The organism is Methylomonas sp. TEB, assembly GCF_047777895.1.
Classification (GTDB): Bacteria; Pseudomonadota; Gammaproteobacteria; order Methylococcales; family Methylomonadaceae; genus Methylomonas.
Window position 1 is genome coordinate 2,040,161 of record NZ_CP180476.1, and the last position, 23,993, is coordinate 2,064,153.

The 23,993-nt window shown below is 51.1% G+C and carries 23 protein-coding genes; 15 read left to right on the top strand and 8 right to left on the bottom strand.

Annotation, left to right across the window (positions count from 1 at the left end):
• Nucleotides 1-7: 7 nt before the first annotated feature.
• From ACMXD4_RS09205 to nadB, 4 genes are all read right to left on the bottom strand, one after another.
• Nucleotides 8-784, bottom strand: a complete 777-nt coding sequence (locus ACMXD4_RS09205; RefSeq protein WP_415880545.1) for an alpha/beta fold hydrolase — start codon at nucleotides 782-784, stop codon at nucleotides 8-10.
• Nucleotides 777-1,793: a M14 family zinc carboxypeptidase gene (locus tag ACMXD4_RS09210; RefSeq protein WP_415880546.1), complete on the bottom strand. Its 1,017-nt coding sequence runs from the start codon at nucleotides 1,791-1,793 to the stop codon at nucleotides 777-779. Before ACMXD4_RS09210 ends, ACMXD4_RS09205 begins: the two co-directional genes overlap by 8 nt.
• Nucleotides 1,794-1,807: 14 nt before the next feature.
• A complete protein-coding gene (locus tag ACMXD4_RS09215; protein WP_415880547.1) occupies nucleotides 1,808-3,529 on the bottom strand; it encodes a lysophospholipid acyltransferase family protein in 1,722 nt (573 codons plus the stop codon).
• Between the two features lie 181 nt (nucleotides 3,530-3,710).
• A complete protein-coding gene (nadB, locus tag ACMXD4_RS09220; protein ID WP_415880548.1) occupies nucleotides 3,711-5,366 on the bottom strand; it encodes an L-aspartate oxidase in 1,656 nt (551 codons plus the stop codon).
• Nucleotides 5,367-5,493: 127 nt separating this feature from the next.
• Here nadB and rpoE point away from each other — a divergent pair, with 127 nt between their 5' ends.
• The 11 genes from rpoE to ACMXD4_RS09275 all read left to right on the top strand — a co-directional run bounded on the left by rpoE (nucleotide 5,494) and on the right by ACMXD4_RS09275 (nucleotide 16,495).
• Nucleotides 5,494-6,084: an RNA polymerase sigma factor RpoE gene (gene rpoE / locus ACMXD4_RS09225; RefSeq protein WP_415880549.1), complete on the top strand. Its 591-nt coding sequence runs from the start codon at nucleotides 5,494-5,496 to the stop codon at nucleotides 6,082-6,084.
• Nucleotides 6,085-6,094: 10 nt separating this feature from the next.
• Nucleotides 6,095-6,601, top strand: a complete 507-nt coding sequence (locus ACMXD4_RS09230) for a sigma-E factor negative regulatory protein (protein ID WP_415880550.1) — start codon at nucleotides 6,095-6,097, stop codon at nucleotides 6,599-6,601.
• Nucleotides 6,602-6,605: 4 nt separating this feature from the next.
• Nucleotides 6,606-7,550: a MucB/RseB C-terminal domain-containing protein gene (locus tag ACMXD4_RS09235; RefSeq protein ID WP_415880551.1), complete on the top strand. Its 945-nt coding sequence runs from the start codon at nucleotides 6,606-6,608 to the stop codon at nucleotides 7,548-7,550.
• Between the two features lie 43 nt (nucleotides 7,551-7,593).
• On the top strand, nucleotides 7,594-9,000 hold the full coding sequence (locus tag ACMXD4_RS09240; protein WP_415880552.1) for a DegQ family serine endoprotease: 1,407 nt from the start codon (nucleotides 7,594-7,596) through the stop codon (nucleotides 8,998-9,000).
• 13 nt (nucleotides 9,001-9,013) lie between these two features.
• On the top strand, nucleotides 9,014-9,151 hold the full coding sequence (locus ACMXD4_RS09245) for a hypothetical protein (RefSeq protein WP_415880553.1): 138 nt from the start codon (nucleotides 9,014-9,016) through the stop codon (nucleotides 9,149-9,151).
• A 316-nt stretch (nucleotides 9,152-9,467) separates the two neighbouring features.
• Nucleotides 9,468-10,724: a hypothetical protein gene (locus ACMXD4_RS09250; RefSeq protein WP_415880554.1), complete on the top strand. Its 1,257-nt coding sequence runs from the start codon at nucleotides 9,468-9,470 to the stop codon at nucleotides 10,722-10,724.
• Nucleotides 10,717-11,781: a hypothetical protein gene (locus ACMXD4_RS09255; RefSeq protein WP_415880555.1), complete on the top strand. Its 1,065-nt coding sequence runs from the start codon at nucleotides 10,717-10,719 to the stop codon at nucleotides 11,779-11,781. Before ACMXD4_RS09250 ends, ACMXD4_RS09255 begins: the two co-directional genes overlap by 8 nt.
• Nucleotides 11,768-12,502 carry a hypothetical protein gene (locus ACMXD4_RS09260; RefSeq protein ID WP_415880556.1) on the top strand — a complete coding sequence of 245 codons (735 nt, stop codon included), beginning with the start codon at nucleotides 11,768-11,770 and terminating at the stop codon, nucleotides 12,500-12,502. The genes ACMXD4_RS09255 and ACMXD4_RS09260 overlap by 14 nt, the downstream gene beginning before the upstream one ends.
• Before the next feature lie 185 nt (nucleotides 12,503-12,687).
• Nucleotides 12,688-13,215, top strand: coding sequence for a hypothetical protein (locus ACMXD4_RS09265; protein ID WP_415880557.1), 528 nt, complete (start codon nucleotides 12,688-12,690; stop codon nucleotides 13,213-13,215).
• A 359-nt stretch (nucleotides 13,216-13,574) separates the two neighbouring features.
• Nucleotides 13,575-14,846, top strand: coding sequence for an HD-GYP domain-containing protein (locus tag ACMXD4_RS09270; protein WP_319962432.1), 1,272 nt, complete (start codon nucleotides 13,575-13,577; stop codon nucleotides 14,844-14,846).
• The gene (locus tag ACMXD4_RS09275; RefSeq protein ID WP_033156600.1) at nucleotides 14,843-16,495 is read left to right on the top strand and encodes an ATP-binding protein; all 1,653 of its coding nucleotides are present in this window, start codon (nucleotides 14,843-14,845) and stop codon (nucleotides 16,493-16,495) included. The genes ACMXD4_RS09270 and ACMXD4_RS09275 overlap by 4 nt, the downstream gene beginning before the upstream one ends.
• Nucleotides 16,496-16,718: 223 nt before the next feature.
• Here the strand turns inward: ACMXD4_RS09275 and ACMXD4_RS09280 are convergent, their stop codons facing one another.
• Together ACMXD4_RS09280 and ACMXD4_RS09285 are read right to left on the bottom strand one after the other, a co-directional pair.
• Nucleotides 16,719-17,141 carry a hypothetical protein gene (locus ACMXD4_RS09280; RefSeq protein ID WP_415880558.1) on the bottom strand — a complete coding sequence of 141 codons (423 nt, stop codon included), beginning with the start codon at nucleotides 17,139-17,141 and terminating at the stop codon, nucleotides 16,719-16,721.
• 9 nt (nucleotides 17,142-17,150) lie between these two features.
• A complete protein-coding gene (locus tag ACMXD4_RS09285) occupies nucleotides 17,151-17,378 on the bottom strand; it encodes a hypothetical protein (protein WP_415880559.1) in 228 nt (75 codons plus the stop codon).
• Nucleotides 17,379-17,632: 254 nt separating this feature from the next.
• Here ACMXD4_RS09285 and ACMXD4_RS09290 point away from each other — a divergent pair, with 254 nt between their 5' ends.
• Complete coding sequence (locus ACMXD4_RS09290; RefSeq protein WP_415880560.1) at nucleotides 17,633-18,256, top strand: PEP-CTERM sorting domain-containing protein; 624 nt, start codon at nucleotides 17,633-17,635, stop codon at nucleotides 18,254-18,256.
• A gap of 85 nt (nucleotides 18,257-18,341) precedes the next feature.
• Here the strand turns inward: ACMXD4_RS09290 and pntB are convergent, their stop codons facing one another.
• Both pntB and ACMXD4_RS09300 read right to left on the bottom strand, forming a co-directional pair.
• Nucleotides 18,342-19,730 (bottom strand): Re/Si-specific NAD(P)(+) transhydrogenase subunit beta, encoded by a 1,389-nt coding sequence (gene pntB / locus ACMXD4_RS09295; RefSeq protein ID WP_415880561.1) that lies wholly within the window; start codon nucleotides 19,728-19,730, stop codon nucleotides 18,342-18,344.
• A 10-nt stretch (nucleotides 19,731-19,740) separates the two neighbouring features.
• On the bottom strand, nucleotides 19,741-21,297 hold the full coding sequence (locus tag ACMXD4_RS09300) for a Re/Si-specific NAD(P)(+) transhydrogenase subunit alpha (protein ID WP_415880562.1): 1,557 nt from the start codon (nucleotides 21,295-21,297) through the stop codon (nucleotides 19,741-19,743).
• A 158-nt stretch (nucleotides 21,298-21,455) separates the two neighbouring features.
• Between ACMXD4_RS09300 and ACMXD4_RS09305 the strand changes: the two genes are divergently transcribed.
• Genes ACMXD4_RS09305 through ACMXD4_RS09315 form a run of 3 tightly spaced genes read left to right on the top strand, consistent with a single transcriptional unit; the run spans nucleotide 21,456 to nucleotide 23,987 of the window.
• Nucleotides 21,456-22,382 carry a diguanylate cyclase gene (locus ACMXD4_RS09305; RefSeq protein ID WP_205450444.1) on the top strand — a complete coding sequence of 309 codons (927 nt, stop codon included), beginning with the start codon at nucleotides 21,456-21,458 and terminating at the stop codon, nucleotides 22,380-22,382.
• Between the two features lie 4 nt (nucleotides 22,383-22,386).
• Entirely contained in the window at nucleotides 22,387-23,313 is a 927-nt protein-coding gene (locus ACMXD4_RS09310; protein ID WP_415880563.1) for a hypothetical protein, read from the top strand.
• Complete coding sequence (locus tag ACMXD4_RS09315; protein ID WP_415880564.1) at nucleotides 23,310-23,987, top strand: HAD family hydrolase; 678 nt, start codon at nucleotides 23,310-23,312, stop codon at nucleotides 23,985-23,987. Before ACMXD4_RS09310 ends, ACMXD4_RS09315 begins: the two co-directional genes overlap by 4 nt.
• Nucleotides 23,988-23,993 lie beyond the last annotated feature (6 nt).

The window sequence follows — 23,993 nt, forward strand, 5'->3', positions numbered from 1 at the left end:
TTCGGATTCAAACCGTAGTCTGGTTTATCCAGTCTTTTAAACGGTTTGCTACCCAGGCTCCATCGTCCAAACATAGATCATGGCCCGCCCACGGGTGCTTGAAGATGTCGATTTGCCATTTACTATGAATGGCGTCGGAACAAGCCGGTGCGACTAAACGGTCGCCCCGGCCATTCAATAGCAGCAACGGTGTCTCGGGTTTTTTCTGACTAGGCCGATAGCGTGCCGCTGCTTTTAGCTGTCTGATTCCATTAGCAAGGCTGATAGGCCGAACTTGCTGTATGGCGGTCCAGGCCTTGGCCGTTTCCGCGTAGAGATTTTGCCGGTTACTAACCAGCTGAAGGATTGCCAGTTCTCTGAGATACAAATCCCTTTCCAGTAATAACTGAAAAAACTGCGGATAGCTCTGCCAACGCATGCGCCGATAAAACGGGCTTAAGCCTGCAAAGCTGGTGTTGACCAGAGCGGCAGCGGCGATGTCGTGCGGATAGCGCTGTAACCACTCCCAGGCTACCATGCCGCCGAGTGATAGTGCGAGTAACGTTACCGGCTTTGCCAACAAACCATAGTCTAAAGCCTGGCCGCGGACTTGCGCCGTTATCGCTTCGATGCTGTTCGGGCTAGGTTCTTGGTAATACCGGCCGGTGCCCGGCAAATCGATAGTACTGACGGTTGATCGCGGAAAAGCCTGTTGCAACATATCCGGAAAATTTCCCCAATGTGCAGTCTCTCGGCATAGACCACGCAGTAACAACCAATGTTGCCCGGCTGCTGCTTCAGGCATACCAGAAATCCATCGCTTGTTGCCGATTATGTTCTTGCTGTTGGCTGGTCAATGTCGCCCATTTTTGCGGATAGAGCAGGCTGCGATACAAGAAATCGAATAAGGTCAGATGCCGACGCATGATGCGCTGTTGGCGATGCGGCAACAAGGGGTGAAACAAGCCGTGACGTTGAAACAAATGTGTCGGGCTTTTACGCAACCACAGCCAAGAGCCCATCTCCAGCGTCAACGGCAGAAACACGCGCTGTCTACCGTGCCGGTCGATAAAGTCGTCATATAGATAATCCCATAAATCGCCGCTGATGACGTATTCCTGGCTCATGGGCTCTATTTTATAAAAATGATGCGGGTAGCAGCGATCAAACAGTTGTTTTAAGCCGTATGCTTCGGCGATGCCTGGAAACGGCGTCTGGCAGGACGCATAGGGAAACCATAACCTATCGTGTATCCCAAACCCCGAATGCAGATCGATAGCAATCGATAACGGTGCATTGAACAGATGTTTATGCACCACCCGGCATAGGGCTTGGGCTTCCTTTTCCATTTTCGATTCATCGCCGCGATACCAGGGCAGTTTGGCGCTGAAACGCTGACCGCTGTATAGCCGGGTATTACCGCTACTTTCGATGGGTGAATTGCGCATCAAATCCACGCCATGGCCGTTGCAGCGCGTGCCTCGGTAGACGCCTACCGGGTTGACGATGGGCACAAATACCAGTCGCGAATGCTGCAAACGAGCGTTAAATTCTTGATCCCAATCCAATAATTGCAGGATGGTTTGCAAGTAGGCCAATACGACTTCCGAGCCGATTTTCTCCAGACCATGTACGCCGCCGAAAAAAGCCAATACTGGGACGTCCGGGCTGTTTGAACCCAGGCTGAGGCAATGGATGGGAAATTGCGTGTCTTTGTAGCTTATTAGCTCGACGATCTCGCAATGGGCGCGGTCGCCGAATTGCCGGATCAGTGCTTCCAACTGATCCAACTCCGGGAATGAACGATTTTCCATGAATTCGCGCCAATCTACCCCGCCAGTGATTTTTCGATGTAGCGCTGTCTTTTTTTGGGTGCGATTTTATCGACCTCCACCATGATCAGGCCGTCGATACAATTGTTAAAGTCCGGGTCGATATTGAAGGCGACGAAATGGCAGCCTTTATCCACGCATAATTCCACGTATTGTTTATAAAGCGTAGGCACTTTGACGCCCAGTTTTTTCAGCTCGCTATTCAATATTTTGAAACTGGTGGAGTAGTCGGCACTGAATTCGGTGGCGGCAAATGCCTTGCCTTGTTGCGAAATCACGAATGGCGTTCTGGCTTTGGTGTGCTGTAAATCGGAGGCAAACTGCTGTTGGTAAAAACCGATAATCAGCTCCTTGGCGGCCTGTGGATAGGCGTTGCTGATACTAACCGGGCCGAATAGGTATTTGATGTCCGGGCGTTCGCGCAAATACGCGCCGATGCCATACCAAAGATAATCCAGGCTGTGTTGTCCCCAATAACGCGGTTGCACAAAGCTGCGGCCCAATTCAATGCTGTAGGGCAGATAAGTTTCAAATTCGCTGCGCAAATCGAACAGGGTTTGCGTATAAAAGCCGTCCACGCCGTGGTTGGCCATAATAGCCGAGCCTTCGCCGACTCGATACGCGCCGACGATTTCCAGATCGTTGTCGTCCCACAGCACGATATGGCTGTAGTAGATGTCGAATTTGTCCAAATCTAATGCCAGACCGGTGCCTTCCTCGACCGTTCTGAAGGTCAGCTCGCGCAAGCGGGCGATCTCCCGCATCACCGGGCAATCGTCTTGAAACTGGTATAAAAAGATCTTTTTGCCGTCGCGAGTTTCGCCAAGCAGACGCGATTGGTACAAGGCCTTCTTCACCGCTTTGGTGTCGGAAGGATGCACCACCGTGGCGACGGTCTCGAATAGCGCCGGTTTGTTTTTCTTGCCCAGGTTTTGTACGTGCTTACGAAAGCGCTGACTCAGCTGTTTGTTGCTTTCCTCGCTATCGGCAATAACTTGGTAAGGTACGGGTGCGCCGACCATGAATTTAATTTCCTGGCCCTTTTTGTTGAACATCTCCTTGACTAGCAGCATCGTGCCCAGCGGTTTGTATAGCGTCGAGGCGCTATAAAACAAGGCGGAGTTTTTGGCTTTGATAAAGATCGGCAGGATAGGGCACTGCGCCCTGCGGGCCAGCTTGATAAAACCGGATTGCCAGGCACCGTCGCGAATGCCTTTAGGGGTGATGCGCGACACTTCGCCGGCCGGAAAGAAAATGATCGCTTCTTCATGCTCCAGTGCATCCAGCATGACTTTATAAACGTCTTTCAGTTTTTTCTTGTCGGATAACACATCGACCGGTAAGAAGATCGATTGCAAGGGCTCCATGTGTGATAAAACCCGGTTGGCGACGATGCGCACGTCGGGTCGTACTGATCGAATCAATTTCACCAGGGCTAAGCCATCCAATGTGCCGATCGGGTGATTGGCGACGATCAGCAAGCGACCTTCGGAGGGGATATTGTTATAACAATCGTTGCTGACTTGATAATTGAATTTGAAATAATTCAATAATTTGTCGAGAAAGGCGAAGCCGCGCAGGTGTTGGTTTTTGCGGATAACGTCGTTGAAATCGTCTTCGTGGATCAGTTTTTTTAAAGCTTGTACAACCAGCTTATTGTCTTTGCCAAATTTAAAGTCGGGATAGGTTTCTTGCAGAATGCGTTCAGCATCGATCATCGCTCAGTGTCCTGGAAAAAGGAGTATGGCGGGGGATTCTAGTGAGCGAATATGTCAGAAATATGTCAGTCCGCAGGCTGAAGAAGAATGGCAGGCAATGGTGGGTTATGTGTGATGAAGTAATCTTGGCAGGCTGTAAAAACCCCTTCCCGAGCGAGAGAGGGGCTTTCGATGGCGACAATCAATGAACTTTTTGAGCGGGTTTTTCCGGTGTCAATACGGTGTTTTGCGGCGGCTGACTGTTGTCCAGATCCGGATAATCCTTGGTGTAATGCAAGCCCCGGCTTTCCTTGCGCTGCTGCGCGCAGCGGATGATCAGCTCGGCCACGATGACCAAATTGCGCAGCTCCAACAGGTCGCTGGTAATGCGGAACTGGCCGTAGTACTCGGCAATTTCTTCCTTCAACAAGACTAGCCGGTTCATCGCCCGTTCCAAACGTTTGTTGGTGCGGACGATGCCTACGTAATCCCACATGAAACGGCGCAATTCGTCCCAATTGTGCGCGATCACCACTTCCTCATCAGAGTCGCCGACTTTGGATTCGTCCCAATCCGGTAGTGGCAGCGGTTCCGGCAATTGCGCGAATCTGCGGCGAATGTCCTGATTGGCTTGTTCCGCGAACACTAAACACTCCAGCAGCGAATTGCTGGCCATGCGGTTAGCCCCGTGCAATCCGGTGCAGGCAACTTCGCCGATGGCGTACAAGCCGGGGATGTCGGTGCGGGCGTTGGCATCGGTCAATACGCCGCCGCAAGTGTAATGCGCGGCCGGAACCACGGGAATCGGTTGCTGGCTGATGTCGATATCCAGTTCCAGGCACTGCATATATATGGTGGGAAAGTGCTTTTGAATGAACTCCCGCGATTTGTGGCTGATGTCCAGATAGACGCATTCTATACCGTGTTTTTTTATTTCGCTGTCGATGGCGCGGGCGACGATGTCGCGCGGCGCCAGTTCCATACGCTCGTCGTAACGGCGCATGAAACGTTCGCCGTCGGGCAGGATCAAATGTGCGCCTTCGCCGCGCACCGCTTCGCTGATTAAAAACGAACGCGCGGTCGGGTGGTACAGGCAGGTAGGATGAAATTGCATGAATTCCATATTGCTGATTCGGCAGCCGGCCCGCCAGGCCAATGCAATCCCGTCGCCGCTGGAAATGTGCGGATTGGTCGAATACAGATAAACCTTGTTGGCGCCGCCCGTCGCCAATACCACGACTTTGGCGGCAATCGATTTGATGCTGCCGGATTTGCTGTCCAATACATAGGCGCCGCATATGCGTTGTTCGCTTGCCCCGAGCTTGGTGGCGGTGATCAGTTCGACGACATTGTGGTATTCCAGGAGGGTGATATTCGGGTGCGCCTGCGCGCGCTCGATCAACGACAGCGAGACGGCTTTGCCGGTGGCGTCGTCGGTATGCACAATTCGCCGGTGCGAATGGCCGCCTTCGCGGTTCAAATGCAATTGTTTGGCACCGTCGGCGTTACGCTCTTCGGTAAAGTTCACGCCTTGTTGACGTAGCCATTCGATGCTTTGCCGGCCCTGTGCGACGGTGAGTCTGACGATCTCCGGGTCGCATAGGCCGGCGCCGGCGATCAAGGTGTCTTCGATATGCGATTCTATCGAATCGTATTCTTCGTCAAATACCGCAGAGATACCGCCTTGGGCGTAATAAGTGCTGCATTCGGTCAATGCAAATTTGGCGAGCACTGCCACCTTATAGGTGTCGGCAAGATGCAACGCAAGACTCAGCCCGGCACCGCCACTGCCGGCGATAAGGATGTCGTAATGGGAATCAGCGGTATTGTTGGGTTGGTTTGCTGTCAGTGTGGTCAACTTTGCGGCCGGATGAATAGTTTTAGCGTTTTCGAATAATATCTGGTTTTAATCCTGCGGTAATTTTTTTTGTGTTGCCAGAACTAATGAGGTTTAATTCTGTCCACTTCAATACCAAAATAGCGCAGTGAACGAACAAGAAACGAATACCGAAGATCTGGATCAAGAGCTGGTGCGCCGCGTGCAGCAAGGCGATAAATCCGCCTTCGATCTTTTGGTGATCAAATACCAGCACAAGATCGTCCACTTGGTGAACCGGTACGTCAAGGATCCGAGCGAAGCTCAGGATGTGGCGCAGGATAGCTTTATCAAGGCTTACCGGGCTTTGGGAGATTTTCGCGGTGACAGCGCCTTTTACACTTGGTTGTATCGTATAGCGATTAACACCGCCAAAAACTATTTGTTGTCGCGTTCGCGCCGTCATTTTGACTACGAAATCGATGTTCAAGATGCCGAACAAGTAGAAAACGCGCCACAACTAAGAGATATAGAAACGCCGGAAAATTTGTTGATGAACGAACAAATTGTGGCGGTCATTAAATCAGCTATCGAGAGGTTACCAGAAGAGATGCGGATTGCAATTACGCTCAGGGAGTTTGAAGGGATGAGTTACGAAGAAATTGCGGAAGCAATGGATTGCCCCATCGGGACGGTACGCTCGCGGATTTTTAGGGCTCGCGAAGCCATAGACCAAAAATTAAACCCATTGCTCGACTAAAGGTGTATCGATGCAAGAACAACTTAACGAAAAACTTTCTCAACTGATAGACGACGAACTGGATAGCCAACAGGCGCTGTCGCTATTGCAGACTTTGCAGAACGACGGCTTGCTGAAAGACAAGTTGCGCCGCTATCAAATTGCCGGTCAAGTCATGAAGACTGGCGAATATTCTCACGTTACCAGCGATTTTGTGGACAAGATTCACGAACAGATTAGGCAGGAACCTACCTACTTTTTACCTCAAAAAAAGTCGGCGGTAAATTGGCAAAAAGCGGCGTTGGCGATTGCTGCGTCGGTGGCACTGGCCGTCGTGTGGGTCAGCAGTAAAGTGGATAAACAAATGCATAACCCGCTCGGTTCGGTCGAGATGGTGGCTCAGGGTAAAGACGTATCAGCCGAGGAAATGCATGCTCGATTCAAGGATTATCTGGAAGCCCATGACAACGCGATGTATGTCAATAGCGTGCAAGCGGGACAACCCTACGCACGGGTGGTGGGCTATCGGCAGGAATAAGCGCGTGAGAGTTTTAAAAGCTTTTTTGCTGTGCGTTGTTTGTCAAAGCGCTTTTGCCGATAAGGATCAAGTGACGGCCCGACAATGGCTGGATAATATGAACCGGGCGATGAAAACCCTCAACTACCGGGGTACCGTGATCTTCATGAAAAACGGTCAGCTCGATACGATGAAATATCAGCATAGTGTTGAAAACGGCGTCGAACAGGAGCGCTTGGCGTCTTTGAATTCGCCGATGCGGGAAGTGACACGTAAATCCAACGAAGTGACCTGCACGTTCAAGGAAACCAGTCAAAAAGTGGTGAATCATCATCCGTTGGATAGTTCGTTTATCGTCAATTTGCCGCAGAACACCGCTAACCTGGAAAAAAATTATCAATTAGTTTTGTCGGGTCAGGAATCCATCGCGATGTTGCCGACGCAAATCGTCAGTGTTGAGCCTACCGATGCGTTGCGCTATCCCAGAAAAATCTGGGTGGATACCCAACATTTTTTGCCGCTGAAAGTCGAAGTTTACAATTTGGACGGCAGTATCCTGGAGCAAGTAGTCTTCACCGATTTAATGACCGATTCGTTAGCCGAGCCCCACGCCGGCAATGTCAACGACAACAGCTTTCATGTCAAACATATCCACACCGCTCAAGCCGAACCGTTTGAAAACGCCACATTCGTATTGAAGAATTGGCCGTCTGGGTTTGAGCCGGTATTTTTTATTCGTAATTCCATCCAGCAATCTCAGAAAGCCGTAGATCATCTATTGATTAGCGACGGTTTTTCTACCGTGTCGGTGTATCTGGAAGCCAAAGAATCACAAGGTATGAATGGTTTGCATAGTCTGGGTTCTGTCAATTCGTTCAGTAAGGTGATTGGCGATACCCAATTCACTGTACTGGGTGAAGTACCCGCCAAAACAGTCGAGCTAATTGCTGACGGCATAGCGCTACGTTAGCGTGTCCTTTTTGTAACAAATCAAATGTATGAGTGGAGATTACATGCTTAATAAGCTGTTTTATGGAGTTTTGATATTTTTAACGGCGATTGATGCAAGCTATGCGCAATTGCCCGATTTTACCGAAATGGTTAAAACCAATGGGGATGCGGTGGTCAACATCAGCACGACCCAAAAGGCTGCAGATCCGCAAGCGGGCGTCGATCAACAGCAAATGCCTGAGGATATGCCGCCGGAAATGGAAGAGTTTTTTCGGCGGTTTTTCCAGGGCCCTGGGCGTGGAGGTAATTCACCACGAGAAACCAACTCCTTGGGCTCAGGGTTTGTGATTTCCAAAGACGGATACGTCTTGACTAACCACCATGTAGTGAACAACGCCTCCGAGATTGTCGTTAAATTGAAAGATCGCCGGGAGTTGATTGCCAAGCTGATCGGCTCCGACGAAAGCACCGACGTGGCCCTATTAAAAGTAGAAGCTAAGGACCTGCCGGTAGTGGAAGTCGGTTCGCCGGAGCAATTGCAAGTGGGCGAGTGGGTGTTGGCGATTGGTACCCCGTTCGGTTTCGATCAATCGGTTACCGCCGGTATTGTCAGCGCCAAGGGACGGAGCCTGCCGGATGGCAATTATGTGCCTTTCATTCAAACCGACGTTGCCATCAATCCAGGCAATTCAGGTGGCCCCTTATTCAATATGCAAGGCAAGGTGGTAGGGATTAACTCGCAAATCTACAGTCGTTCCGGTGGCTATATGGGCTTATCGTTTGCCATACCTATCGATGTGGCGATGAACGTGGTCGACCAAATTAAAAGTAAAGGTAAAGTCTCGCGGGGCTGGTTGGGTGTACAAATTCAGGATGTGACCCGGCAGTTGGCTGAGTCGTTTGGTATGGACCGACCGCACGGTGCCTTGGTGTCTAAAGTGATACCCGGCGGACCGGCCGAAAAAGCCGGCATTCAAATTGGCGACATTATTGTTGAGTTTAACGGGCAAGTCATCGAAACGTCCGGTGAATTGCCGCCTAGAGTGGGTATGACGCCTATCGACGAAAAAGCCAAGGTTAAAATTATTCGCCAAGGTGATAAGCAGGATCTTAGCGTGAAAATTGGCTTGTTGCCTGCGCAACCGTCCTCTTTGGCTAACGGGCCTGCGGCTGCCCCTGAAGTGGCCGTGAACCGTCTGGGCTTGGCCGTGGCCGATTTAACCGCCGAACAACGTCAACAATCACAGGTGGAAAAGAACGGTGTAATAGTACAAAAAGTTAACAAAGGCATAGCAATGGACGCCGGCATTCAGCCAGGGGATATTATTTTGCGCATTCAAAATAATGTGGTGCGTGATGCCGCCGAGTTTAACTCTATCGTCGCGAAATTACCGGTTGAAAAATCGATAGCACTTTTGGTACAACGTAATGGCAGCCCGGTGTTTTTAGCGTTTAAAATCGAGAAATAATAGGGGTAACTCAATGCCTATCGCCAGCGATGTAATGCAATTGATCGGCAATACGTCGGTAGTGAAATTACATAAAGTCGTGTTGGAAAACTCCGCGACTGTGCTGGCAAAGGTGGCATCGCAAAACCCCAGCGGCTCGGTTATGGACTGAATCGGTCTGGCTATAATTCAAGTCGCGGAGAAAGCGGGGCGCTTGCTAAATAGGGCGCTTTTGTCAAGGTCCAGCAAATCGTCAGGCAGTCCTGGGCGCTATGTCCAGGGTTGCCGACATGATCAAAAACCGTAAGCTTCGGATTTTGATTTGGCGGTGGAGCTAGTCGAAACTCCGGTCATCTCGGGCGGCGCGAGCACGGCACTGATGGGCGTGGAGAAAGCCGTGGTGACCATTGTTCATGACACCGGCGAGCGCTTTTAAGTATGAGCTGACGCCGTTTTATCCCGCATTCTGCTGGAGCAAAAAAATAATAATGACAAATCCCAGCATCAAAATCCGTTCTACCGGACTCGGTTATTTTATTAACCGCATTCAAACCCTGTTTGTCAGCATGTTGCGTATCTGGACGATACCCATCGTCCTGATGCTCAGCCTGTCCTCCGGTTTTACGACCTATTACGGTTTATCGCATTTCATCACCCCTTGGATTGCGTTGGTGATTACCGTCGCCATTCAATCCATCATTGTTATTTGTTCTTTGGAAATGGCCGGCATCCATTGGAAGGCCAACAGGATGCGCTACTTTACCGTGGTGGCGTCTTTGGCGGTGGCGATTGCTGCTTCAGTGACTTTTTCCTATTTCAAGTTTTACGAAATATCCGAGCAGGAAACCCTGCATATCAATAGGCTTAACGAGTTAAGACAGCAAACCAAAAGTTATTTGGACGGTATTTTGCAGGTTAAAAGCCAGATGCTGCACCAACAAAAACAAGATCTGGAAAAAGCGTCACTGGATGCCAGTCAAGCCTATTTCGGGACGCATAATCAAATCGGTCCCGGCTATAAAAATCAGGTAGGCGAGGGGCCGTTCTGGCGCCATTACAATCAGATTTATCAGGAAAAAAAGCAGGCCTTGCAACAGCAGGAACAAGCTTTTCAGACCTTGGACAGCAATATCCGACTGCTGCAAAGCAACCTGAACCAATTGGATGTGACTAACGACAAGGAAGCCATCTATACACAATTCTTAAAAAATTATCAGGATATACAGCTTGGGGTGAACCAACTTGCCAGCAGCATGGGTATGTCTTTACCCGACGCGCCCTTGCTGATGACCTATAAACAATTTGTCGAGGAAGTTAAACCCTCGTTTGCGATGTGGCGCGGGTTTTCCTGGTTTGCATTTGCCTGCGCGGCGATGGTGGATTTTTTCACCGTGTTACTGTCTTATCGCTTGGAGTTTACCGCACCTGGACCTTTAACGATTCAAGAAGAAGAACTGGTTTTCGAATGCCTGCGGCAATTCACCGAGTTTCGGATCAACGAGAATGACGAACTGGAAATGGTCATCGAAAAATCCGACTTGGAAAAAGCCCGGCGTTACTCGGATTGGTCGCGGATGTTTGTGGTCGGCCTACTACTCAGTCGCGGCTTCTTGCGTAAAGTGGACGACAGAACCGTGGAGTTTGCGCCGAATCTTTACCCGCTGATTGCGGAAAAAATGTCCGACAAAATCGCCGCGCTTAAACAAAAAGCCGCTGCCGCAGCCGGTAGTGTTAGCCATGAATAGCGCCGGCACCGAATTGGAAGTCTGGCTGGCTGGCGGCGATTTATTCGAAGAGTCGCTGGCCGATGCGGCGGAGCAATGGATCGCTGGTTTCGACGCCGACCGGCAAGTGGTGCAGCTAAAACTCGGGCCGTATAAAAAACTCTTTTTACGGCCAAAAAAGTTCGTCAAACGCTTTTATCACCATATTCACCCGCTGACGATAGAAAGCTGGCAATACCGGCGGCAGCTGAGTATGTTCGACGATTTTTGCACTGTGGACTTGGCGCTGGATTTGCGCTTTCAGGCCACCCTGGCTTATGTGCTGAAAAACAGCGAAATGCTGCCCACAATTAACCAACACATCAAGCAGTTGTATGCCGATATTATCGATGATGTGATCAATCTTGAGTTGCAAACGCTGGCTGATGGCAACTGGATTCAAACCGGTCTAATTGACACCGAGAAACGCATTGCGCTGGCCATTAACCAGGTGTTAATGCAACAGCATATTCAATCGCAAGCCCTGTGTAGCCTTAGCGCCAGCTTTAACGAATTTCCGAACGTGCAGTTGGGCCGGGACAGCGTTTATCTGAACGTGTTGAAAAAGACTTTTGAGTTGAATGAAGAACGCACCCGCGAACTCTCCCGGCAGCAGCGGTTGCTGGAGGAAGAAGAAATACACGAAAAACGCCTGCAACTGGAACATTTGCGCCGTATATCCGAGCTGGAATTACTGATGCAGGCTCAGGAAGCCGAAAAACAGCGGCGCTTGTTGGAAGACAAACAAGATCAGCTTACTCAGCAGTTGGAACTTGAGAAGCGTTTGTATGCCGAACAGCTACGCCACGAAAACGAATTAAAGGCCATGCGTCTGGAAGCGGAGTTGCTGGCCCAGGAAACCCAGCAGGCTAGGCAAAGGCTTGCGGAAAGTCAGCAGCTCTCGGAACAATTGTCCCATCAGGCGGAATTGCACGATAAAAAGGTACTTGCCGATATTCGCTTGCAGCAACGCACGCAAAGCTTATGGCAAGAGAATGCTTCAACGAACGAAACAGGGAGTGACCATGCACAGCAATAAATTCATAGGTGTAAGTTATCGGTTGTTGGTTTTATTAATGATTGCATTATTGGCGGCTTGTAGCACTACACCGCGTCCTCTGCAATTCCGCACGGAAATCGATTCGTTAGTCGCCGTTAGCGCTCCGCAAAGCAATATGCGATTCGTGGTATTGCCTGGCAATGCCGGCGCTAATGAACAGGATTTGCAGTTTATCGAGTTTAAAACCTATATCGAAAAAGTCCTGGCCAATCGCGGCTACAGCAAGGCCGGTAGTTTGCAAGACAGCAATTTGGTGATGTTCTTAAGTTACGGCGTCGGTGCGCCCGAAGTCCACCAGTATAGCTACGAAGTACCATTGTGGAACGACATGGGTTATTACTATCCGTACCGTATGTCCCGATTTTACAATGGCTATTATCCCGGTTTTGGTTGGGGTTACGGCGGCTATTCGCAACGCACCGAATCCTATACGACGTTCCGGCGCTATCTGGTGTTGGAAGCCTGCGATAAAGAAGCCTATTTGCAACAGCAGCAACGCAAACAGTTATGGAAAACCAGCGTACAAAGTAACGGTTCCAGTAACGACTTACGTCTGGTGTTCCCGTATATGGCAGCAGCAATGCAGCCCTATCTAGGCACTAACACCGGGCATATGATCACTGTGGATATAGACGAAACCAATACCTTGGTACGTAGTCTGCTGGGTCCATATCAACCCAGCACACCGCAGCCGCGATAAAGATGGGATTGGGTTATCCGCCTGCTGCTGAACTGCATTGTAGGCAACGTATTGACAACGCTTGGTGGCGGATACAGACTGAGGGTACACCCGCCAAGCTGGGGGAGGAATTTGATCTCCAGTATCCGGTTGGCCGAGCCGTAAGTTTAGGGATGAAAGTAAACAATAATAATTAGGAGAGCAGCATGAAAACAATCGTTTTGGGATTTGTCTTGGCTTTCAACAGCCTGACTGCACACGCTGCAAAATACAGTCTGGAGCCGGGCGATGCGGTACTGACCAATTGCCACGAAATTTATACCCGGGGGGTGGTTAAAGCCAAAGTCGATGACGGCTATACCGTGCATTTTCCCAAGAACGCCGGACCTATCCAGTGTCCGCCGTTTCGTTGGCATGCAGAGTTCGTGTTGCCGTTTCAATCGGTTTCGGAGTATAGCCTGAAGTTTTTGGGTGGCTTAAAACGCGACATCTTGTTTCAAGTGGGCGAACCGGTGACTTTTCGGGTCGATACCGACAGGCGCGTCGTCAAAACCAAAGCCAGCATTGATATTGACGCACAGATTACCGACATCAGCAGCAACGGCGCGATAGCCGTGAAGTTAATCAGCACTGACCCGGAAGCGGCGGCGACATTTTGGCAATGGATAGGCGGCAATTATGTCGATTTGCGGCATAAATATTTGGAACTGGAACGGGATAAAAGATCTCGCTAAGCTAAACACCTTCAGGTAATTGCCAACGCAAGCACCGGCACTCTTAGCTAACTTCTAATGGATCATCGTCCGGATGCAGAAGGAGGGAAACACATGGCTCAATTGCTAAGGGGGTATGAGGAGAATGAGTTGCTATTCAGTTCCCAAGCTTTTGATTGGCATAGGGTCCAACTGGATTTGACTCCTGGTTTGCTTATTTTCCTTATTTCCCCTACGCTTCCGGTCAAACTCACTGAAGCGGCGTCTTCCGTATGAAGATGATCGCAAAACCGGGAGTGGTTTGGGGCGGCGTATGGGTAGAGACGGTATGAATTCGACATTTTTCCATCTGACAAAAGTTGATCGAACTGCCAATCCCTATGCAAGATGACCTCAACATCACCATGGATCAGCTGCGGGTCGGGTTGTATATCCACCTCGATCTCAAGTGGTTTGATCACCCATTCTCGTTCAGCCATTTCAAGATTAAAAACGAGGCGCAGATCAAGACCCTTCAGAGTCTTGGGCTGAAATCGATTCGTTACGATCCGGCCCTCAGCGATGTCAATCCGCTGCCTAAAAAAACACAGCAGGTAGAGCAACCACAGGTTGCCGCCAAGCCGGATATTTCGCCGGCGTTGGCAGCCAAACTGGCGCTGGTCGAGCGGATCCAGCAGCAGCGCGAGGTGGCGGCGCGGATTGAAAATGCCTTTATCGATACCGCTAAAACGATACACGGCATTGAGAAAAGCCTGTTTACCATGCCGGCGGAAACCGTGCGCAAGGCTGGGCAATTGGTGGACCAAATTGTCGACTCGCTGCTTTGCGCACCGGAACTTGCTATACATGTCATGATCGGCAAAGCGGGTGCAGAGGAAATGTATTACCACTCTTTGAACGTCACCATGCTGTCCCTGATGATGGCCCGCGACATCCAGCTCCCGCAAGAGCTGGTCGGCAGCCTGGGTATAGGCGCGCTGTTTCACGATATTGGCCATAAGGAAATTCCGACAAAAATTCTGATGAAAAAGGAGCCGCTTAATCAGGCTGAGCGGCATTTGTTTGAAATGCATTGCCAGTACGGCGCGGATATTGGCCAGCGGCTGGGATTAGCGCCGGCCGTGGTGACCATCATCCGCGAACATCACGAATGGTTCGATGGGACTGGCTACCCTAATAAACTAAAGGGTGAGGCTATCGGTTTGCTTTCCCGGATTGTTGTCATTGCCAACCACTACGATGAATTGTGCAATCCGGTGAATATTAACGATGCGCTGACGCCCCACGAGGCGCTGTCGACCATGTTCGCCAAGTTGCGCAACAAATTCGATCAGAAACTGCTCCAGGTCTTCATCCGTTGTCTTGGCGTTTATCCGCCCGGCACCATCGTGCAGTTTTCCAATGGCGTGATCGGCATGGTCGTCACCGTCAATACCGCCAAGCCGATGAAACCGCTGGTGCTGATTTACGACGCGGATATTCCCAGGGATGAGGCGATTCTGGTGGACACGGCGTGCGAAGCGGATGCGAATATCGCAAAGGCGATCAGGCCGGCGCAGGTCCCGCGGGAGATATACAACTATCTCAGTCCGCGCAAACGGGTCAATTACTATTTCGATCCGAATACGCCTGGGCAGGAGCGAGCCGGATGATAAGCCTCGAACATCTGATGCTTGATTACAGCCGGTATATGATGTTGTTGGTTGAACCCGGTGAGTTGCGGATCATCGTTGCCAACAAGATTGTCGAGAAAATGCTGGGCTATTCGGAAGCCGAATTGCTGGCCATGCCGATCACCAACATCGAAAGTTCATTGCAAGACGTGTTTTATTGGGAGGACGTCCGTAACGGCCAATACCAGGATATCGAGACCCAGGACGGACTTTACCAATGCGCCGACGGTTCGATGCTGACGGTGACCAAATCCGTCAAAGTCATTGATCACGCAGGAAGCCCTTTGATTCTGGTGCAGGCCAGGGATGTACAGAACGAGCACAAGGCCGAGGATGCTCTGGCCCAAATATTGTCTCAATTGCGGGCGACGTTGGAATCGACAGGCAATGGCATTCTAGTCATCGATTGGCATGGCAAGATTGCCAACATGAACCGCCAGTTCAGCAGCATGTGGGGCATTTCCGACGAGTTGCTGCTGGAGGGGGAGGAAGCGGATATTCTCGAGTTTATTGCTGGGTTGGTTGCCGAGCCGGAAATATTTCGTATGCGCCTACAGGAGCTCGTCGGCAACAGCGAAACCGAAGATATTCTGAGCCTCAATGATGGCCGGATTTTCGAATGCAGATCCCGGCCGCAATATCTAGGCGAGCACATCATCGGCCGCGTTTTCGGCTTTAACGATATTACCGAACGCAAACGGGCCGAGGAAGCATTGCGCGATTCCCGAGACGAGCTCGAAGAACAGGTGCGAAAGCGCACTGAATCCCTGCAAATGGCGAATACGCAATTGCTGGCCGAGAAGGCGCGTCAAGAGGAACTGATCAGGCAGCTTGAAGAAACCCAGATGCAACTGCTGCAATCCGAAAAAATGGCTTCGATTGGTCAGCTCGCGGCCGGTGTGGCTCACGAAATCAATAATCCCATTGGCTTCGTCAACTCCAATTTGAGCACCTTGCAAGAGTATGTCGATGGCATGCTGGCACTGCTGGCGGCTTACGAACGGATTGAAGGGTCGTTGGTAAATGAGGCCTTGCAAAATATCACGCATCTGAAGCAGGAAATCAATATCGGCTATCTACGCGAAGATATTGGCGATCTTCTGGCGGAATCCCTCGACGGCCTGCAGCGAGTGCGGCGCATCGTTAAGGATCTGAAGGATTTCTCTCACGTCGGCGAACTGGAACAGCAATCGGCGAATCTTGAGGCTGGTCTCGACAGTACGCTTAACGTGGTGTGGAACGAGATCAAGTACAAGGCCGACGTCGTCAAGGAATACGGCGGAATCCCCGAGATTAATTGCATCGCGTCCCAGCTCAACCAAGTGTTTATGAACCTTTTGATCAACGCCGTGCAAGCCATCGAGGATCACGGCCGAATTACGATTCGCACCGCGTATGACGAGCAAAATGTTTGGGTTGAGGTGGAGGACACCGGCAAGGGCATCAAGCCCGAACAGCTTGGAAAAATCTTCGATCCGTTTTTTACCACCAAATCAGTTGGCATGGGCACAGGCCTGGGTCTGTCTTTATCCTATGGGATCGTTAAAAAGCACAATGGGCGAATAGAGGTGAAGAGCGAACTGGGGAAGGGTACGTGCTTTCGCGTATGTTTGCCGCGGACTGGCTGACAGGCGCTTCAGCATTTTGCCGTTATGAGGGCGTAAATATTTTTGCCAATTTCCCCCGATAAATAGCGGTGCCCATGCTACCAGACTGATTTAAGTGATAGATCAGAAGCAAGGCCGCTTTCAGAGCAATAACAGACCTTGGTGCTAAAGGTCGTGGAAGGCAGGTCTTTATCGCTTTCGTCTCAACGAGTCCTAACTAAAGCTAGAAGAATTCGGGTCAGCGTTACGGCAAAGCCCTGATCATGCGAGAGCATATCGCATAATATTCGCCGCCTTCCCAGGCCAGGGTAACCAAGCTAAGCGCCTTGCTATCGGTATCATTCGTTGGATCGGTAATGAGCGATAGTTGTGTTTGCCAGTACCAATTGACCGACTCGACCGATTTGGTGCAATCGCCGAACGGCGATACGACATCACCGAACAAGGTTTCCGCTTTTGCCCGCAGCGATTTCAGCAATTCCGAGAGTTCTTCCCGCTTTAAATTACTTTTTAACACGATACCGTCTCGGGTCATATCTTGAGCATCGGTAAAGGCATTCAGCCAAGTTTCCGCATCGGCTTTATTCGGTGCGTTAAACGATAAATAGTTGTCGGCATAGGTGGGGGTACAAAAGGCCAGCGTTGATCCCAGTAGCAGTGTTTTCATAATGTCTCGTTAATAGCTTGATGATTTAGTTTGAGTTGCCGTTTGAACTTGGTTGAAAACCTCTAACAGCTGAGCAAACTCTTCTTCCGTTGACCGAGAGGCGATTTGTGGCTTGCCCTGGATTTTCGCTTCGGTCCAGTCGACCACTTCGCCTGATCCCCAGGATAGCAGCGAGGCCAAGGTAAATACCAGCAAACTGCGTGTCGTGCCATGGGACAAACCTTGCTTATCCAGCAAAGTTTGGGCACGCTTGGCTAACCGGATGAATACGAGGGTGGTAATGATCAGGTTCCAGATGGATGGTAAGGTAAATAAACTAACTCCAACTTTTTAACTTGTGGCAAAACCAGCCTCTGCTCTATTTAGTCAGGGTTTAGGCTACTAGCGCTTATTACTACCGGAGGCTTGGTCGTAATGCTTTTGGGCAATATGATCGATAACGACCAAGTGATAACCTTACGCTACTCACATAACTTAAAGGTATCTGAAAAATGAAAAAACTGACTTCGGCTCTTATCCTGACTGGTTCAATATCAGGCGCGCAAGCATCGACTTTACTGACCAGCGTTTTTACTGCCGATAATGCCTTTGAAGCGTACGTCAGCTCCAGCGCAACCTCGATTAGTAGCCCTGCTATCCTAAGCGGCAACGATTGGGGCAGCACGTATTCTTCGGTCGACTACCTAAGCACCACGGCTGTTTCCTATCTGATTTTAAAAGTCACCAATCAAGGTGGCCCGGGTGCAGCATTGGGTACTTTTACCCTGTCGAATAACGACTACTTATTCGGCAATGGCGCAAATACTATTTCAACTGGCGGTACCGGTTGGAGTATGTATGTAGATTCGCTGGCGAATCCGGCATCCCCGATTGTCGCAGAGGGTGCCAATGGAATATCGCCCTGGGGCTTCCACTCCGGTATCGATTCCAGCGCGCAATGGGTTTGGTACTATAACAGTATCAATACCAATGGCGCAGGAGCATGGGGCAGTGATAATAGTACCGTTTATTTGGTCACTTCAATTACGCCAGCCGCTGTACCAGTGCCTGGTGCGATCTGGTTTATGGGTACCGGATTACTGGGTTTCCTGGGCCTGAAACGTAAAAAGGCCTGATATTCTTCGTCCTTTGTGGCCGCCCCGTTTGAGGTGGCCGCCAATTAACTTCGTTGGCGGTCACCGATCAGGGCATATTACTAGGTCACCCCTGCAAAGCCTTCAACAAGCCCTGCAATTTATCATTAGCGTCGCCGAACAACATACGGGTGTTGTCATGCACGAACAGGGGATTGCCGACGCCGGCGTAACCTGAAGCCATCGAACGTTTTAGGACGATAGTGGCAGCGCCTTTCCAGCACTCCAGCACCGGCATACCGGCTATCGGGCTGTTGGGGTCGTCCAAAGCAGAGGGGTTGACGATGTCGTTGGCGCCGATGACGATGGAGACATCCACATGCGGAAAGTCTTCGTTGATTTCATCCATTTCAAACACGATGTCATACGGCACTTTCGCTTCAGCCAACAAGACGTTCATATGCCCCGGCATGCGGCCGGCCACTGGATGGATGGCAAACCGAACTTTTTTGCCGCGACCGGTCAGCAATTTGGTGATTTCGTTGACCGTGTGCTGTGCTTGCGCCACGGCCATGCCATAGCCGGGAATGATCACGATGTCTTTGGCGTCCAGCAATAATTGGGCTGTTTCTTCCACTTCAATGGGTTGTACCTCACCGACCACTTCTGCCGCTTCACCACCCGCGCTGCCAAAGCCGCCGGCAATCACGCTGAGAAAGTGTCGATTCATCGCCCGGCACATGATGTAACTCAAAATCGCACCGCTGGAGCCGACCAATGCGCCGGTGACGATCAGTAAGTCATTGCTGAGCATGAAGCCGGTAGCCGCTGCCGCCCAACCGGAATAGCTGTTCAGCATCGATACCACCACCGGCATGTCGGCGCCGCCGATGGCCATCACCATGTGTACGCCAAATACCAAAGCAATCACCGTCATAATCGCCAGCGGTAGCATGCCGCCACCGCTTTCTGCCGCGCTCAGAAAGCTGCCGCCCAAGATCACGGTAATGACCAGCATGGCCAGGTTTAGCCAATGCCGTGCTGGCAACAACACCGGCTTGCCGCTGATGCGACCGCAGAGCTTGCCGAAGGCGATCACCGAACCGGAAAAGGTCACCGCACCAATAAATATACCGATGTAGGTTTCCACTTCGTGGATGGTTTTTTCGGCGCCGACCAAACTGTTGGAGTGATCCATGGCGTTGGCGTAGCCGACCAATACCGCCGCCATCCCAACCAAGCTGTGCATCAATGCCACCAGCTCCGGCATTTGCGTCATTTCCACTTTTGCCGCGGCTTTGGTGCCGATGAAGCCACCGATCAGCAAGGCAATCGTGAGTATGACGTAGGCGGTCACACTGCCACCGAATACCGTGGCTGCAATCGCAATCGCCATCCCGGTCATGCCGTAATAATTGCCGCGCCGCGCTGTGTCCTGCTTGCTCAAGCCGCTGAGGCTGAGAATGAATAGAATCGAGGCTGCGATGTATGCCATCGTAACTAGACCGTTTGACATGTAGCTCTCCTTATTTTCTAAACATTTCAAGCATGCGGCGTGTCACGAGAAAGCCGCCGGCAATATTGATGGATGCGATCAGAATTGCCACCGCCGACAAAATACCGATTATCGAGTCAGGCGACGACACCTGCACCAGTGCACCGATGACAATAATGCCGCTGATGGCGTTGGTCACACTCATTAACGGTGTGTGCAGTGACGGTGAGACATTCCAAATCACTTGGTAACCGACGAAACAAGCCAATACAAACACCGTGAAGTGCGACAAAAACGAGGTAGGTGCCGTCGCGCCGACCGCAAAGAACACCAGAGCAGCCAAGGCAATCGGCAACCATTGCTTTATCGGTTCAGGTACCAAAGATTTGGTTTCCACTGCGGCGGCGGCTTCGGCTGCTGCCGCTTGTTTGGGGGCAGCGGACAGTTTGGGCGGTGGTGGAGGCCAGGTGATATTGCCTTCCTTAATCACTGTCGCGCCGCGTATCACCTCGTCTTCCATGTTAATGACGGTATTGCCGTCCTTGCCGGGCGTGAGATCGGTGAGTAGATGCCGCAGATTGGTGGCGTAAAGCTGGCTGGATTGATTAGCCAAGCGGCTGGGCAAATTGGTGTAACCGATGATGGTGACATCGTGTTTCACCACGACCTGATTTTTCTCGGTCAAGGCGCAGTTACCGCCTTGTTCGGCGGCCAAATCCACGATCACGCTGCCGGGTTTCATGGACGCCACCATCTCTGCGGTAATCAATTCGGGCGCAGGTTTACCGGGGATCAAGGCCGTGGTGACGATGATGTCCACTTCCTTCGCTTGCTGGGCAAACAAAGCCATCTCGGCTTCGATAAATTCTTTGGACATGGTTTTGGCGTAACCGCCGGTGCCGGAGCCGTCTTCCTGAAAGTCGAGCATCAAAAACTCGGCGTCCATACTTTCAATTTGTTCTTTCACTTCAGGGCGGGTATCGAAAGCGCGGACAATGGCGCCCATACCTTTCGCAGCACCAATCGCAGCCAGACCGGCTACACCAGCACCAATCACCAACACTTTGGCGGGCGGGATTTTGCCTGCAGCGGTGATTTGACCGGTGAAGAAGCGGCCAAAATGTTGCGCGGCTTCTACGATGGCTCGATAACCGGCGATATTGGCCATGGAACTCAGGGCGTCCATTTTTTGGGCGCGGGACATACGCGGCACGCTGTCCATGGCCAACACAGAGACTTTTTTGGCGGCCAATTTTTGCATTAGTGCTTCGTTTTGCGCCGGCCAGATAAAGCTGATCAATTGCTGGCCTTCGCGCAGCAAATCGGCTTCTTCTATGTTCAATTGCGGATGAAATTCGGGCGCCCGGACTTTCATGATAATGTCGCTGTTTTGCCATAATTCCTGCGCCGAAGCGACGACTTGTACGCCTGCCGCACGATAAGCGTCATCGGAAATATTGGCATTGTCGCCGGCGCCGCTTTCCACCAGTACTTCAAAACCTAGTTTGATGATTTTTTCAGCGGCCTCGGGCGTGGTAGCGACGCGCTTTTCGCCGTCGTGAACTTCTTTTGGAACACCGATCTTCATGGTTTCTCCTAAGGTTTGGAGGGGAATAACGGATTGTTGGTAGGCTGAAAAGCCAGCGGGCGAGGATAGGGGATTGACTCGGTTTTATCAATTGTTTTCTGTGACTTCAATTAATTACGCTAGAATCCTAGAGTCTGCTTAAGCCAACTAAAAGAACAATGAAAATATTGGTGGTCGATGATAGTAAAGTGATCAGGCAGCTGGTTGCGGAATGCCTGAAAGAAATGGGGCATGCGGTGTCCTATGCGGAAAACGGTTCCGAAGCCTTGCAATATGTCGCCGACCAAGACGTGGATTTAATTTTGATGGATGTGGAAATGCCCTTGCTGAGCGGTTTCGAGGCCACGAAAGCCATCCGCGAGCTAAAAAAGGCCGATTGGTTTCCCATCATTTTTTTTACGATGCACGACGATGATGAGTCGTTCGTTAACGGTATTTTGGCCGGCGGCGATGCCTATCTGCCTAAGCCGCTGAATCCTACCCGTTTGCGATTGACAGTGATCGCGATGGAGCGGATTTATGTGATGCGGCAAAAGCTGCAAACCACTCAGCGGGAATTGCAGGCCGCCAATCGGGAATTGGAGCGTTTATCATTGCGCGATCAATTAACCGGCTTGGGCAATCGCCGCCATTTCGATAGCAATCTTGCCATGCAGTTTGCGCTGTCTCGCCGCAATAAAGCGCCGTTGTCTTTGATTATTTGCGATATCGATCACTTTAAGAAATATAACGACACCTTAGGGCACCCGCAAGGCGATGGGTGTTTGATTGCGGTGGCGAAAGTTCTCACGGAGCAATTGGAGCGTAGCAGTGATCTCATTTGTCGCTACGGTGGCGAGGAGTTCGTGGCGATCCTGCCCGATACGGCTTTGCAAGATGCCCTTAAGCTTGCTGAAAATATTCGTCGGCAAGTTTTTGAAAAAAACATCGTTTATGGCGACACCGAGACTCAGTGTGTTAGCCTGAGTTTGGGCGTGGCAACCTATGTTGGCCAATATAGAACCGCGCTGGAGATGCTGGAGGCGGCAGACGCCGCTTTGTACAAGGCCAAGCAAAGCGGCCGTAACCGGGTGGAGTTCAATTAAAACCGTGTATCGAGCCAAAGATTTTATAGAAACTGCGGAAGGATTGATTTTCGCGGTCGTTGTTGAGGGCCAGGAAAATGGGAAGGTCTTATGTTTTCTGCGCTACCTCTGTCTAGCAGGCGTTTGGCGCAAGGTCGACACCGCACTGGCGAACCAACATCTTGAGCAATATTGCCCGCAGTATCTGCATTATTCGGCACTGCTTGATGCGCATTTACACGCCGTGCCCAGTGCCGCTATTGTTCGGCATTATCAGCCTCAAAAATTATTGCAACGTTTGTTGGCTGAGGAGCCCGGCGATCCGGTATTGGCCGATTTGCACAAACTGTGTGGCTTGTTGCGGTCCAATGGGTTGGACCTTAGCCGATTCGGCGTGACCGGCTCGCTGCTGGTGGGTATGCAAAAACACAGTTCCGATATTGATCTGGTGTGCTACGAGCGTGGCGAGTTTCATCGTGCGCGCAATATCGTCCAAGCCTTGATTGCCGAAGATCGTTGCCAGGCATTAAACGATGAAGACTGGTTGGAGGCTTACCAGCGGCGAGCCTGCGATTTTGCCTTTGACGAATATGTCTGGCACGAGCAGCGCAAGTACAACAAGGGCATGATCAATGGGCGCAAATTCGATTTGTCGCTGGCGGTCGCCGATCCGGAAGCACAGGATAAAAGCTATCGTAAACTGGGCTTCATCACTATCGACGCCGAAGTGTGTGAAGACCAATTCAGTTTCGATTATCCCGCTCGGTTTGCCATCAAGCATCCCCAAGTTGATAGCGTGGTGTGTTTTACCGCCACTTACAACGGCCAGGCACAAATCGGCGAACGGATTCGCGTGGCCGGGCAGTTGGAAGTCGATCAAGACGGTGTCCAGCGCATAGTAGTCGGTTCGAATCGGGAAGCCATAGGCGAGTTTATCAAGGTCATCCGGTGACAGATCGGCATTGGCGGGCAGTCATTTTTGATATGGACGGTCTGGTTTTGGATAGTGAACCGACGTATGTTCAGGCTTGGCGGGCCGCTGCCGATGAGCTTGGTTTTGCGCTGCCGGCTGAATTTTGGGATAGCTTGTCCGGTTGTTCCGGCATGGCGGTTACTCAGCGTTTGCAGTTGCAGTGTGGGCTTGGTTTCAATCTGCACAAGTTTCAACAATTAAGTAGCGAGTATTGGCTCGCAAATGTGCAGCAACACGGTATCGCCGTAAAGCCCGGTTTTTTTGCCGTGTTGGAGGTATTGGCTCAGTACCAATTGCCGTTCTGTCTGGCCACTAATAGCGCGCTGGCGGCAGCGCAACAATGCCTGGCCTGGGCCGGATTGACGGATGTTTTTTCTTATATCGTTGCCGGCGATATGGTCGCCGCGGCAAAGCCGGCTCCGGATATTTTTTTGCGCGCTGCCGCAGAATTGGCTCAACAGGTTGAGGACTGTTTGGTGTTGGAAGATTCGCCGACAGGCGTCCGCGCCGCTTTGGCTGCTGGGGCGTCTTGCGTCTTCGTGCCGTCGTTACAGCCGGCGGATGCCTGGGCTGTCGAACACGCCGATTTTCTCATGGCCGATCTACACCAAGTGGCTGATTTTATCTCGGCCCGCCAACATCATCCGCTATAATGCCGG